Below are 14,533 nucleotides of genomic sequence, written 5' to 3' on the forward strand. Positions count from 1 at the left end.
CTATTTTACTGTCGGTTGCCGTACATGGCGCGCTCGGCGATTATCGGACGTGATCCTGTGACCATGGTGGAAACCTGCCACTCGCCGGAAACAGTGTCCGCGATGTTATAGGTCTTCCGCGTGTGAGCGGGCAACGTCTCCACGGGACCGGGAACCGGCCCGGCGGGCGTCATGTACGTGATAGTCACCACGGTGTCCTCATCACCAGGGTTCTGCGCCAGGACCCACGTCTCGAACCCGGCGCCGGTGCACCCCTCGGCAAGGTACCACGTTGTCTCCGGCTGGGTAACCCCGATGGAGTCATGCCCCCAACTCCGGTTGTTGCCGTACATGGCGCGCTCGGCGATAACCGGCATCGTTGAGTTTACCGTGGTCGAGACAGACCACTGATTCGGCACAAAGTCGGCGACAAAAAACGTCTTCCTGGAGTTTGCCGGCACAATCGCGGTTGGCCCGCTCGCCGGACCGGATTCGGTCATAAAAGCCAGAGTAACGCTTGCCGCTTCATCGTTAGGGTTCTGTACCAGAACCCACGTCTCGAACCCGGCGCCGGTGCACCCCTCGGCAAGGTACCAGTTGAGCGACGGGCCGGGCGCGCCTACCGAATCATGCCCCCATGTCCTGCCGTTCCCGTACATAGAGCGCTCAGCGATCACGGGACGGTTGGAGGACACAACTGTTGAAACGGACCACTCGTCAGGAACGGAATCGGCCACATTGAAAGTCATTCGTGAGTTGCCTGGCAACTTTGCCGTGGGGCCCGTTTCCGGTCCATGAGACGTCATATAACTCAAAGTGATCCGCGCGTCCTCACTGTTCGGGTTCTGCACGAGTATCCACGTCTCCATGCCGCCGTTTGTGCAACCCTCGGCGAGATACCATTTGGCAAGTGGCGTTTTTGCCCCGATAGAGTCGGTGCCGACCGTCCGGCTGAAAGCGTATACCGCCCGCTCAGCCACAACAGCGCGTTGTGAAGTGACGGTAGTCGAGACGTCATACTCATTTGGAACCCAATCCGCTACGTTGAACGTCATCCTCGAGCCGGGCAGGATAGTGACAGACGGCCCGTCGAATTTTCCCTGGCTCGTCTGAAAATCCAGTTTTACGTTGGTCTCCAGTATAGCATTCGGGTTCTGCACTAAAACCCACGTCTCGAACCCGTCGCCGGTGCACCCTTCTGCGAGGTACCACGTCTCAGACGGACTGGACGCGCCTACCGAGTCGTGCCCCCAGGCGCGCGTTGTGGGCCCGGCGGGCGGCGCCCCAGCGCCCACTCCGCCGATCGTATCTTCGTAGTCGCCGTAAGCTGCTGTGCTGCCCGAGACAATGCCTTGCGCCACAACCTGAATATTGTCGGTCCGCCTTGTCCGCAGCGCTTTGACCGTCCACGACACGGCGCCAGCGCTGCCTGTCATGTCTATCCCTGCGACAGGTTCATTTGCCGGCCCCGAGACAATCTCATAGTCGGCGCTTCCGGCCTGGAGCGTCGCCGTGGGATTCTCGACGCTATACTGTTCGGCCATCGGCCCGGATCCGCGGTAATTTACATCCGCCGTGACGGCAAAAGTCTGGCCCGCTGTTACACTGTACGGCTTGTTGACATCCACAATCCACGGCGCCGCGATCATCGCCCAGCGATTCGAGTATTCCCAGAGTGTGTCTACGAACTGCGCCTGGTTGAAGTTGACATCGGGGCCAGAAGGCGATCCTTCGTACCACGGATCGTGAACGATAAAAATCCCAAGATCGTCGTTGTATCCTTTGACCACCCTGAAGTGCCCTGACGATGGAGGATCCCAGTAGTAGGTAAGCGCGATCACAGGAATGTCCTGCGAGATCAGATCCTTGATGTCCGCGTACCGCCGGTCATAGTTGGCCGAACCGTCCTCCCAGAACGCGGATGCCATCCCGTAACCTGATGAGCGCTCGTGATAACCACGAAGATTGATGTTCTGTATCGAAACACTCTTATTGGAAAAATGCGCCGCTCTCGCAAGCTCGCTGTTACAAACGCCGTAGCTGACGCCCTGGTTCGCGACTCCGGCGATCTCACCCTGGTTGACATCCGGGCCAAAGTAATCCATCACCATCTCCAGCGACGCGGGGCCGCACCACCAGCTCGTCTCCTGGGCGTGATACGGAATGCCTTCAATGTCATAGGCCACGGGCCCTGTGCCAGGTTGAAACACCGGCGCTCCCGCGCCGCGTGAGCTCCTGCTTTTTGCCACGCTCGCGCCGGTCACCGTCTTGCTCGACATCTCGTCAGTCGTCCGTGTGAGTTTGGATGCGCTACACGGCTTGTCTGAGGGTTCTTCTTTTGAAAACACGGGCGCGTAAACCTCAGCTATCCGCGAGCCATCAGACTTGAAAAACCAGTAGATGCGCTTGTCGGGCGCGATCCTCAGCGAAGGAACAGACAGCGAAGAAACTCCCATGCCTTTTCGTTTCATCCATCCTTTAACCATCGAAGAGGCTTCGCTCGCGGACACAAGTGGAAATTTGTCAAGAGAATAGTCGCTGTACCAGTGCCAATCCCCGTGCTCGGCATCGACACCGACAGTGGAAATGGTCTTATTCGAACTATCCAGCACCGGAACCATGTACTCCGACGGCTTCCCATCGCTACTACTGATGAGAAGCGGTTCGCCCGCGCGCGCGCTACGCCAGCGCGGCATGCCACCCGGATGGTTCCCGGCGGCGGCAACCTTCAGTATGAGCCTGGCCGCGTTTTCCTTCGCCTCCGACGGTGGCACAGGCCCACGCGCGGCGGCCCATGCGCACGCTGATATGGACAAAAACAGGATAAACGCCAGTGCCGCCACCAACGGCCTTGTGGCAATCAACTCAAACCGTCGCATCTTCATCCTTCCATGCAACCGGTGTCCGCTTAACTGACCAGGCTCGCAACGAGCATCCCGGAGGCGGTTCCCTGTTCCGTGCCTACACCTCGCCCACCCGCGTCGCATCCTACAGCCCAGAGCCCCTCCAGCGGCATCTTCGGGTGCGGCTTCGAGGCGCCGACCTGCCCGGGTATCTGAGCAATGCCAATACACTCGCCGGTTCCCTTTCGCGTGATGCGATTGGTGTCCTTGTTTGTAATGCGGCTCCTGGCGACGATGTTTTTTTCTACCTCTGGAAAGAAACTAAAATATTTCCGCTCCGCGACATCCAGTATCTTCTTGCTGCGCTCCTCCTGATCCACATTATTTGAAGTTGCCGCCCCGATCAAGATGAGCTGGTGTCCCGGTGGCGCCAGCGTCGAGTCCCACTCCGTCGGAACAGGCCCGAATATGAAGGGATCGTCAGGCACGCCGTCCGGCTCATCGCAGTACGAGAAAATACGATCAGGATCCATCAGTGGGATCGGAAAAAACGACGGCGCTTTGAGATCGACAACCCTCCTGTCCAGAAAGAGCTTGCTGGCGATCCAGGAGTAGGAAAGCTCTAGCGACTTGACATAATCCACGTACTCGGAAGGGAAGTTCTGCTCACCGGCCAGCTTCACCGTCTGCTTCAGGCCGGCGCTGGAGATAACCACGTCGGCGGGATACCGCTCCCCGTCCGAACCGAGGACTCCCGTCACGTGGGCGCCCTCGACGGTTATCTCTTCAGCCGCGACGCCCAGCACCAAGCGTCCCCCGTCACGCTTGAAGGCGCGCAGGAACGACCCCGGCACCTCGATCGCGCCGCCTTTCGGCACTCCGAGAGTGCCGTATCGAAATATCTCGGAAACAACATGAATGAATTCGCCCGCCGAAGCCTTGTTGTACGGAACGACAAGCAAAAGCATCGAAAGGCAATTCATGGCCCTGTGAACACCCTCGTCGTCGGTAAACAGGTGGAGAAAATCCCTTACGGTTATGTTGTCGTACCTGGCAACTGTGCCGGGCAAAGCCCTGGCCACGCCCGACAGCTCGCGCAACATTCCGGGAAAGCCAAAGCTCTTGACCGAGCGGTACAGCAAGTTAAGCACGTCGATCCTGTGCTTTCCCGTGATGTTCGCCATGGCCAGTTCCTTGATGGCCCGGGGACTCGTCACTTTCTGGTAGAGCTGAAAAAATCCCCTGTCGTTCATCCACATCGTCTCAGCGGGGTTCCGCGTCAACCACGGCTGCGCTACGCCAAGCCCTCGGGCCGTCTGCCCGTGAGGCCCTCTCGAGCCGGTCGCGAACATGTGAATGCCGGTGTCAACCTTATAGCCGTTCTCCTCATAGGTGGAACACTTGCCTCCAATAACGGTGTTCTGCTCGAGCAAAGTGACGTTAACCCCGCGGCTCGCGAGCAGCGCCGAACATGAACTTCCTCCGGGACCACTGCCAATTACAACTGCTTTCATCCATTTCTCCCGTGACAATCCATGCAAACGAGTTCTTTTTCCTGTGCCGGTAGACAGCATCTCCACACAGGCCAGATCAACTGATATTATAACCAGGCATGAGAAAAAGGAGACGTGGAAATGCCGTACTTCAGTGATATTCAGCCTTTTTATGATTCGATAAAAGAACTCTTCCTGCGGCTGGCCGACGACCCTGTCACCAGAGAAAAGGCGCTGGCCTCGAATCTGGTGGTCCATTTCATCTACAGCGACCCTGATGGCGAAGTGTGGGTTGACTGCTCTGGCGACGAGATGCTCTTGCTCCCCGGTTCGCAAAATTTCTCGAATGCCGACGCGACTCTTCGGATGTCGCTCGACGTCGCGCACAAGTTCTGGCTCGGCAAGCTCAACCTCATCAAAGCGCTGACAATCGGAGACATCGAGTCGGAGGGCTCCGTCCCCAAATTGCTCAAGCTACTGCCGGTCATCAAGCCCGCGTTCAAGATATATCCCGAGATTCTCACTGAAAAAGGCCTGGAATCGATAATTGACGTCAGTTGAGCCTGGACGACCGACAAGGCTTGACCCGTTGCGACATGGAGGAGCGTTTAGGATGAACGGCTCGGCAAGCGCCGCCAGAGAACTCGAGAGGCTGCTCGGAAAAGATAACGTGCTTACCGGAACAAAGACCATCTCATCGTATTTCACGGAGCCACTCGAGGAAGCGGATCTCATCGTTGCCAGGCCGCGAAACGTGGATCAGCTCTCCGACGTGGCCGCGTTCTCCTACGAGAGCGAGACGCCGTTGTTCTCGATCAAACGCAAGACCGATTGCGGAAACCTTTCGGGAAAGAAAGGAATCCTCATAGACCTCTCTCGGATGAATCAGATCAAAAAGATCGACGCAAAAAACCTCACGGCGCACGTCTACGCCGGGGTGACCTTCGAGCAACTCTCGAGGGAACTTGCCAGAGAAAACCAGCGGCTGCTCTTCCCGCTCGCGGGAACCTCGCCCGGCGTCGTCAGGTCATACATGGATCGCGACGCGCTCATGGGCGAGGGAGGTTACAGGCACCCGCACATCTCCGTCTTCCACGCGATGATGGCCGACGGGCAAATGTGGGTCTCGGGTTCCCAGCAACTCACCGACGAAGGCCACGCCGACTTCAGGGAAGACCAGGGTCCTCAGTTCTCGCCGTTCTTCGGGGCGTCCGAGGACATATTCGGCATCCCGTATTACGGCCTGGTTTACACATACCCCAACCGCGAAGAGCGCAGGCTCATCGCTTTCGGCTTCGATGACCTCGCGCGCGCGAAAGACCTTCTTTACACGGTGAGCCGGGCCGAGTGGTGCTTCGAGTCGTTCGCCGCAAACGACCGCTATCTTTCGGTACTGCTCGCGGAGGGCAACGCCGCCGCTGTCGCGGGCATCAGGAAAAAGCTCAAGCCGTGGACCGTTGTGTTCACAGTGGAGCATTACAAAGACCTGGTGGACGCCTGGGAGCGGTACATAAAGGACGCCGCCGGGGATCTCGGAGGAAAACGCTTGTCGGGCCAGGTTCCACAGATGTGCGAGGCCGCGCTTCAAAAGCCGTGGAACATCTACGACCGCGATTTCTTCGGTGGACGGACCGACACCGTCAACTGCTACAACTACTTCAAAAACGTGCCGGACACTTTCGAAATAATAGACGAGCAGGCAAAATCCGCCGGGATAAAGCCTGAGAGCCTCGGCAAAATAGTGGTTCCCGTTTACTTCGGCGCCTCGGCCTACTGTGAGGCCGATATTTACTACAACCCTGAAGACACTATAGCAACAGACATGGTCAAAGCGGCCCGCCTCGAGGCTTACAAGGCGCTTATCGACGGCAACGCTTTCATCGACAAACCACGCGGGCCCGTGGCCGAAATGTTGTACGCGAAAATGGATCCCTCCTACGTGAACATGATCAAGTTGTTCAAGAGGACGGTCGATCCAAAAGGCCTGTTGAACCCGGACCAACTGCTGGAAGGAATCTAATCCATGAAGCGGAGAATCACAGCCCCGCGCGAGGCCCTTGCCGAACTCAGGGAAGATTTCTCGCTTTGCGGCAAGTGCAAACTATGCCAGGGCGTCATGGCGCAACAGTGCGATGACCCGCGCTTCTGGCGCAACTGCCCTTCGGGTACCAGATTCCGCTACGAGGCGTACTACGCGTCCGGCAAACTCGAGATGGCGCGCTGCCTGGATCTCGTCGAGATAGAGCCTGACGACATGATGCGGCACGCCCTGTACACGTGCATGCTTTGCGGCTCGTGTGAAGACCGCTGTTATCCGGTCAAACAGTTGCACCCGCTGTGGGTCATACAGCTCATGCGCGAACAGGCGGTAGCCGACGGGTGGGCGCCGCTCGACCACTTCTCGGAGATGCTCGAAAACCTGGAGAAAACCGACAACCCTTACGGGATACCTTCTGAGAAAAGGGTTGAGTGGACAAAGGGCCTCAAGATGAAGAACGCGCTCTCAGAGCGGGTCGAGTACCTGCTGTTCGTGGGCGACGACTACTCGAGGCCGTCACAGGCCAAGCGCGCGGGTGCGGTCGCCCGGGTGCTCGACCACGCAGGGGTTGACTACGGCACGATGGGCGCCGCGGAGGTCTCGAGCGGCAGCGCGCCGCTCCTCATCGGCGACCGCGATTTCTTCGAGACGTTCGCCGCCGCGAACATCGAGCAATTCGAGAAAGCGGGGGTGACAAAGGTCGTCACCGCTGACCCGCACGCGTATGCGGTTCTCCGGGAGGAGTACACGAAGACGTACGACATGGAGGTCTACCACTTCGCGGAGATGGCAGCGAAACTGATCAAAGACGGAGCGCTGAAGCCGTCCAAAGAGGTCAAAGTCAAAGCCGTCTACCACGATCCGTGCAGACTGGGACGGCGCATGAGCGTCTTCGACGAGCCGCGCGCGGTGCTCGAGGCGATACCGGGGCTCCAGCTCCTCGAGTTCGAGCGAGCACGCAAGAACGCGTTGTGCTGCGGCGGGGGCGGTGGCGTGTTTTTCTGGGAAAGCGAATTCGCTCTTCAAGTAGCAAAAGAGCGGCTTTTTGAGGCCGAGCACGTCGGCGCTGAAGCCATCGTCACCGCGTGCCCCATCTGCGTACGCATGTTCTCAGACGCCGTAGCCGAACGCAAATCAAACATGAAAATATACGATCTGGCCGAGTTGCTCGACCAGGCGCTATAGGGGGCACTCATGGCAAAGAGCAGGATAAGAGAGGGGCTACGCGCCAGAAGAGTTGTCCACCGGCCTCATGTCATGGAGAAGGATCCCGAGCACAACCGGGAGGAGAACCTCGGCCTCGCGCTCGACGATCTGAGGGAAGCTCTTGGAGAAGAGTGGGCGACCGACGCGCCATCCATCCTTTGCGGATACGCCCGCGACCAGAGCTTCAAGCCGGCATCGTACCCGCACATCGTGGCGATGCCCGCCAGTGTCGAGGAGGTCCAGGCCATCTACCGCGTCGCCAACGAGCGCCTGCTGGACGTAATGCCGTTCGGCACTGGCCTGACGACAGCGGGCATCGCGCTTCCGTCGTACGGCGGGATACTCTGCGACCTTCGCAGAATGGACAACATCGTAGAGATCGACGGCGAGAATATGTTCGCCACCATCGAGCCTGGCGTCAACTACCTGATGCTCCAGGCCGCCGCGCAACGGGTCGGCTGCCGCGTGCTGAACCCTTCGACTTCGGCAACTGCGGGCGTCTTGAGCAACCACCTCTTTTGCAACATCAACACCATGGCGTCAAAGTACGGGTTCGGCATGGACAACATCATTGATGTCGAGGTGGCGCTGCCGACGGGCGAACTATTGAAGACGGGCGCTTCGTCGTACGGCGCCGCAAAAGGCGCCGTGCCCGGTCCTGGCCCCGACCTCTCCTGCCTGTTCCGGTACGCGTTCGGAACATACGGAATAGTGACCAAGATGACCGTCCGGCTTTACCCCGAGGCGCCGTGCCACCAGCAGATATTCCCGGCGTACGAAGAAGACAAACTCGAAGTGATGGCCGAGGCCCTCTACTCGGTCGCGCAAGATAATCTCTCACTTGAGCTCGCGCACCTGATGAACTCTTTTTACGGTATTTTCATGGGAGACACCAACGCCGAGGCGAGCAAGATAACAGAACTCATGCCGCGCCATAACCTGGTCACGATCTTCGGCGGCGGTTCCCAGGAAGAGGCCGACCTCAAGGCCGAGGTGACACAACGCATGCTCCAGGACAAGTTTCCTATGTTCGACTACCTCCCAAAGGAAGCAATCGAAGACATGACCGCGGAGTACGAGTACGTGGACATGGAAAAGTGGGTCAAATTCTTCAACGTAACCGTGAGAGTTCAGCGCGTACGCGGCTCTTTCGTCATCGGCGCGCTCATAGATAAACTGGAAAACATGGTCGGTATCGAAAAGAAAATGCGCGCGGCGTGCACGAATCAGGTCGGAACAAACGACGACGCCCTTCCTCCGGACGACGCGAGCACGTACTTGCAGCCTTACCACATGGGCCGCAGCGCCTACATGGAATACGACGTGTACACAAATCAGGCGGACAAGGACGACTTGATCAGAATAGTACTGGGATACGGCCGCGCGACCGCTACCGCCATGAGCCACGGAATGATCATAGCCGCCGGCGGCGGGGCGCTCGTCAAGGGCCTGTTCCCCATGATGGACCTCGCCATGGCCGCGGCCCAGCCAAATATGGTTCAGCTCATGGACGCGTTCACAAAGATGAAGATGGCGCTCGACCCGAACAACATCTCGAACCGCCGCTGGGAGTACGACACCGGCTGCATGAAAAAGATATGTTTCTGACGTGAATGAGCAATCTCACGGCAAAGACACGGGAGGTTTAGACCATGGCCGCGAACTCCAATGAAGTCATTGTCGCCGGCGCCGGCCTCGCCGGCCTTACGGCGGCGTTGAACCTTGCGCGAGATGGCAAGGACGTGCTGATCCTCGACCGGTTCGACCGTGTCGGCGGCATGCCGGAGGCGCACCCCGCCGTGGACGTCACGCCGCTCGAGTGCGGCCCATTGAGCAAGTTCACGGGCATCAAGCTCGGCGAGCCGCAGATCAGGCCTTGCGAGAACTGGAATTGCTACATCTACGATTACAAGGCGCCTATGGACATAAAGGCGGTCAACCTCCACTGTGTGGAGAGAGGCATCAGCAAGACGGCGCTCGACGTTCAACTCTACAACCTCTGCCTGGACGCCGGCGTCTCTTTCGAGTTCAACCGGCCACTCTTAACGCAGGGCGATTACGCCATGCTTCCCCCGGACTCGATTATAGCTACGGGCCTGTACGTCGAAACGTTCGAGGCGCTAAATATCCCTTACGAAAAAGTGTTCGGCTACGTCGGCAGAGGAAAAACGGACAACTGGCCCAGTTGCGGCGTATGGTTCTGCGATTACACCCTTGACTACGCGTACTACGGATCCAATAACGGCGTTGTGTTCGCGCTCTACTTTGCCCGTGAGCCTATCAAGGACAGTGAGTTCGAGCGCTTCCGTGAGATGCAGCTCGCCGGGCAGGAGGAAATGCGTTGTTCAGTTTGGGATTACCACGAGGGCGTCGCTCCAACAGCCTCGCGCAACAACCCGAGAATGTTCGCCGGCGACAAGATACTGGCCGGGACACTTTCCGGGATGATGGATCCGTTCGCGCTGTTCGGCGTTCACGGCGCCCTCGTATCGGGCAAAATCGCCGCGATGGCTCACCAGGACAAGGCCGAGGCGTACGCGCTCTTCGTTAAATACACGCGACATTTCAGGCGCAATCTTTTCGCGCGAAAAATATTCGACGCGACACCCGTCGGCTACAAGAAAGCGTTTATGGGGCCGCAGGTCAAGTGGATGCAGGAGCACGCGGACAAACTCGCTTTCGCGACCAACTTTTTTTTGAAAGCGCTGCCAGGATATCTAGAGATACCCCGGTAACAACCAGCGATTTAACTTTTGGAGTCAGACCTTTTTTAAAGTCGGAGAGGTAAAAATGGCTGAAGTGACAATTGTCGGCGCGGGACTATCGGGACTGGTCGCCTCGATCAACCTTGCCCGCGGCGGGAACACGGTTCGGATCCTCGAGCGCGAAAAACGCATTGGCGGCATGCCTGAGTTCCGGCCTGACCCGGCGGGAAGCCCGTTCGAACTGGAGGCTATCAAAAACTACACCGGAGTGGACATCGCGCCGGCGGTAAAACTAATAGACGAGGCTTACATATACGCGTGGGGCAAGCGGTTCAACTTCCCCATGAGTTCATCAACAAAGATGTACATGGTCGAGAGGGGATCTCGCCAGACGTCGCTGGACAACCTCCTTTTTGAAGAAGCGCGCTCACTCGGCGTGGAAGTTGAATTCGACCATCCCGTGATCTCACAAAGCGATTACGCGCGGCTTCCTGCGGACACTATAGTGGCGACAGGCTTGAAGATCGAACCTTATGCGGCGCTCAACATACCGTACTCGCCGCTATACGGTTACTTCGCTAAGGGGACTGTCGACCACGACCGGACAACCGTCTCACTCTGGATGGATGACTTCAGCAAAGATTACGCGTTCAACTGCGCCATCAACGGCATTTCGTTTGGGCTTATCTTCCAGCGCGGCAAGCCCATCAGCCACGCCGGCAAGGAGAAATACGTGGAGATGCTCGCCACATCTGAGGGAGTCGAGTTCAAAGAGTGGGCGGAGTTGCGAAGCGGGGCATGCCCCGTCGGAAGCGTGCGCAACCCCAGACTGTTCCACGAAAACAAGATACTCTCAGGGACACTGGCGGGAGTCATCGATCCTTTTCTTTTCTTCGGAATGCTTGGCGCGCTGACATCGGGAAGGATCGCGGCAAGGGCGATCGAGGACAAGGCCGGGGCGTACCGTGATTTCCGTCGGGCCACAATGACTTACTACCACAACTACGCGGCCAAGCGATTCTTTGACATGTTGCCCGACTTCGTCCGTCGATCAGTCGTTCGCGCCGGGCTAACGATCCTGCCGAACATCGAAAACTTCGGCATGAAACACTTCGCGCGCAACCTTCCCGGCTGGCGCCCTTAACTTTGGGGTCATGAAAACGCATAATGGGGTCAAACCAAAATATGCGTTTTTATGGGCGCTCCCATCATTTATCTGTTGCAAAACGCATATTTTGGTTTGACCCCATTATGCCTTTTATTCCACAAGACCGCCGATGGTGTCGGTGCCGGTGCCTCTGTTGTTCCAGTACATGGCGCGTTCGACTATCACCCTGCTCCAGCTGGAAGTCTTTACCTTGATGGCGGCCCTTCCCTGTATCCCTGAGTGCTCGGCCATATTGAACGTCTTGCGGGAGTTGGCGGGGATTGTCTCGGTCTTTGTGACGTTGCCCTCGCCAGTCGGGGTAAGGTAGGTGATTTCTACCGTTGCTTCCTTGTCTGTCGCATTCTGAACGAGCGTCCACGTCTCGCGTCCATTGGTAGTTTCTCCATCGGGAAAGTAGAACGTGGGGGCGGATGCCGTGGAACTGGAACCTATGGAGTCGTGGCACGCTTCTCCCGTTCCGTTGTTCCAGTACATGGCGCGCTCGGCGATTATGTAGCTCCTGCTATACACACAAGTCGAGACGTCCGTGTTGGGAGGGATATAGTCGTTTACCCTTACGGTTTTTCTGGAGTTGGCGGGCATTGTGAACGATGGACCATTAATCTCGCCGTCGGGCGTTTGGTAGTAGAGAGAAACGTCAACTGGGCCGTTCCACGGGTTCTGCACGAGTATGTACGTTGTGTAGTTCACGTCGTAGCCTGTCGCGCCCTCCGCGAGACTCCAGGTCATCGCCAGGGTGGTAGCGCCGATAGAGTCGTGTCCCTCGCGCCGGTTGTTTCTGTACATTGCGCGCTCGGGGATGATTGGAACATTTGATTCCACCTTGATGGAGGCGTCCTTCTGCCCTATGTCGGTCTCCATGTTAAAGGAGGCTCGGGAAGAGGCGGGCACAGTGTGGTTAATCGTTTTTGGTTCCCCTCCCTCTATCATGTAGGTGACGGTTGCCGTTGCGTCCGTGGCGTTCGGGTTTTGTATGAGGAGCCACGTCTCAAACCCCCAGAAAGATGAGCCCTCGGGGAAGTACCACGTTGTAGCGGGGGATGTCACGCCTATGGAGGAGTGGGCTTCCTCACAAGGAGCGCACTCTCCGGTCCACGTCATGGTTCTGTCAACGACAATTGATTTTGTGGAGTTCTGGGACTGTACCTTTGTGGAGAAATCTACCAGTTCCCCCATGACTGATATCAGGTGGTCGTTTGTGAGCGTGGTCTGTGAGTTCGGAGGAAGAGATACCGTCTCTATCTTGTTTGCCTTTCCAGTCGGCATGTATGTGATGGTGGTATTAACAGCAATATCGTTAGGGTTCTCTATCGTTATGTAGGTGGAGAACCCCCATGCGGTTGTGCCCTCTGGCAGGTACCAGGTAGTGAAAGAAGTGGAGTTCACCTTTTGCGCGTAGATGTCAGAGTTGCCGGAGCGATTGTCCTGCCACGTGACGATAGCGCCGCCCGCGCCGTCGGTTGTTATCATGGGGAAATGAGCACCGATGTCGTCGGGTGGAATAGGGCCAGAAAACCCTGACCCTGAACCACCAGCGATACTCCTACCAGCGATACTCCTCAAGGCGACCCCGTTGGCCGTCCACTGAGGGGCGCCCGCGGAGTTCACCTTTTGCGCGTAGATGTCAGAGTTGAGGGGATCGTAGTCCTCGTGGCTCTCGAAGTGATCATCCTCCCACGTGACGATAGCGCCACCCGCGCCGTCGGTTGTTATGGTGAGAGACCAGACGTATGAGCCCGCGATCTTTCTTCGCAAGGCGACCCCGTTGGCCGTCCACCGGGGGGCGCCCGCGGCGTTCACCCTCTGCGTGTAGATGTTATAGACGCTGGAGCGCTCGTCAAGCCACGTGACTATGGCGCCACCCGCGCCGTCGGTTGTTATGGTGGGGTCCCAGGCGTCTGAGCCCGCGATCTTGCGCAAGGCGACCCCATTGGCCGTCCACCGGGGGGCGCCCGCGGAGTTCACCTTCTGCGCGTAGATGTCAGAGACGCCGGAGCGCCCGTCACGCCACGTAATAATAGCGCCGCCCGCGCCGTCCGATGTTATTGTGGGGAACCGGGCGCTTGAGCCCGCGATGTTGCGCAAGGCAACGCCGTCGGCCGTCCACTGGGGGGCGCCCGCGGAGTTCACCCTCTGCGCGTAGATGTTAGAGTGGTAGGAGCGGTAGTCATACCACGTAACTATGGCGCCACCCGCGCCATCGGTTGTTATGGTGGGGGAATAGGCACCTGAGCCCCCGATGTTGCGCAAAAGCACGCCGTTGGCCGTCCACTGGGGGGCGCCCGCGGAGTTCACCCTCTGCGCGTAGATGTCCCAGACGCCGGAGCGCTTGTCCTGCCACGTGACTATGGCGCCGCCCGCGCCATCAGAGGTTATGGCGAGTTCCTCGGCGTCTGAGCCCGCGATCTTTCGCAAGGCGACCCCGTTGGCCGTCCACTGAGGGGTGCCCGCGGAGTTCACCCTCTGCGCGTAGATGTCCCAGACGCCGGAGCGGTAGTCAAGCCACGTGACTATGGCGCCGCCTGCGCCATCGGTTGTTATGATGGGTTTCTCGACGTCTAAGTCCGCGATCTTTCGCAAGGCAACGCCGTTGGCCGTCCACTGGGGAGCGCCTGCGGAGTTCACCTTCTGCGCGTAGATGCCAGTGGCGCCGACACGCTCGTCATCCCACGTGATGATGGCGCCGCCCGCGCCATCGGTTGTTATGGTGGGGTTCTCGGCGTCTGAGAGTCCCGCGATCTTTCGCAAGGCGACCCCGTTGGCGGCCCACTCTCCCCCCGCCATGCAAACAGGCGCGGCAAGCATCACCGCGAGCATGAGGGCGACAACAAACAGGAGCCTGTGCGCCAACCACTTGAAACGTTTCATGTCATCCTCCTGTCAAAAAACTTCTTTCTTGTTCCTGCACTGTTATACGTTTGGCGGAAGTCATTTCAGACTGTCGGTTGTTTTTACCCAGTTGCAGTAGGCGTTCCACAGAGGTGTTTGCAGTTCGCACTTCCTATAGTGGACCCAGTTTTCTTGGACACGGATTAAGGGTTAATCTTTCGTCCAAGGAGGTGGTCCGATGGGATCGACAGACAATGGAAAAGGAAGAGACA

Annotated in this window: 9 protein-coding genes; 6 read left to right on the forward strand and 3 right to left on the reverse strand. The window is 58.2% G+C overall.

Annotated elements, in window-relative coordinates; all coding sequences use genetic code 11:
• Positions 1 to 5: 5 nt before the first annotated feature.
• Together CVT63_01340 and CVT63_01345 are read right to left on the reverse strand one after the other, a co-directional pair.
• A complete protein-coding gene (locus tag CVT63_01340) occupies positions 6 to 2,966 on the reverse strand; it encodes a hypothetical protein (GenBank protein PKQ28721.1) in 2,961 nt (986 codons plus the stop codon).
• Positions 2,888 to 4,702: a hypothetical protein gene (locus CVT63_01345; protein ID PKQ28722.1), complete on the reverse strand. Its 1,815-nt coding sequence runs from the start codon at positions 4,700 to 4,702 to the stop codon at positions 2,888 to 2,890. The genes CVT63_01340 and CVT63_01345 overlap by 79 nt, the downstream gene beginning before the upstream one ends.
• Here CVT63_01345 and CVT63_01350 point away from each other — a divergent pair.
• The 6 genes from CVT63_01350 to CVT63_01375 are packed head-to-tail and all read left to right on the forward strand — an operon-like array spanning position 4,457 to position 11,408.
• On the forward strand, positions 4,457 to 4,876 hold the full coding sequence (locus CVT63_01350; GenBank protein PKQ28730.1) for a hypothetical protein: 420 nt from the start codon (positions 4,457 to 4,459) through the stop codon (positions 4,874 to 4,876). The genes CVT63_01345 and CVT63_01350 overlap by 246 nt on opposite strands.
• Positions 4,877 to 4,928: 52 nt before the next feature.
• Positions 4,929 to 6,335, forward strand: coding sequence for a hypothetical protein (locus tag CVT63_01355; protein ID PKQ28723.1), 1,407 nt, complete (start codon positions 4,929 to 4,931; stop codon positions 6,333 to 6,335).
• 3 nt (positions 6,336 to 6,338) lie between these two features.
• The gene (locus CVT63_01360; GenBank protein ID PKQ28724.1) at positions 6,339 to 7,538 is read left to right on the forward strand and encodes a hypothetical protein; all 1,200 of its coding nucleotides are present in this window, start codon (positions 6,339 to 6,341) and stop codon (positions 7,536 to 7,538) included.
• Positions 7,539 to 7,547: 9 nt separating this feature from the next.
• Positions 7,548 to 9,167, forward strand: coding sequence for a hypothetical protein (locus CVT63_01365; GenBank protein PKQ28725.1), 1,620 nt, complete (start codon positions 7,548 to 7,550; stop codon positions 9,165 to 9,167).
• 44 nt (positions 9,168 to 9,211) lie between these two features.
• Entirely contained in the window at positions 9,212 to 10,294 is a 1,083-nt protein-coding gene (locus CVT63_01370) for a hypothetical protein (protein PKQ28726.1), read from the forward strand.
• A 55-nt stretch (positions 10,295 to 10,349) separates the two neighbouring features.
• The gene (locus CVT63_01375; GenBank protein PKQ28727.1) at positions 10,350 to 11,408 is read left to right on the forward strand and encodes a hypothetical protein; all 1,059 of its coding nucleotides are present in this window, start codon (positions 10,350 to 10,352) and stop codon (positions 11,406 to 11,408) included.
• Between the two features lie 114 nt (positions 11,409 to 11,522).
• Here CVT63_01375 and CVT63_01380 read toward each other — a convergent pair whose 3' ends face one another.
• Positions 11,523 to 14,300: a hypothetical protein gene (locus CVT63_01380; GenBank protein ID PKQ28728.1), complete on the reverse strand. Its 2,778-nt coding sequence runs from the start codon at positions 14,298 to 14,300 to the stop codon at positions 11,523 to 11,525.
• Positions 14,301 to 14,533: the final 233 nt, after the last annotated feature.

The sequence above is a fragment of the Candidatus Anoxymicrobium japonicum genome, from assembly GCA_002843005.1.
Lineage (GTDB): Bacteria > Actinomycetota > Geothermincolia > Fen-727 > Anoxymicrobiaceae > Anoxymicrobium > Anoxymicrobium japonicum.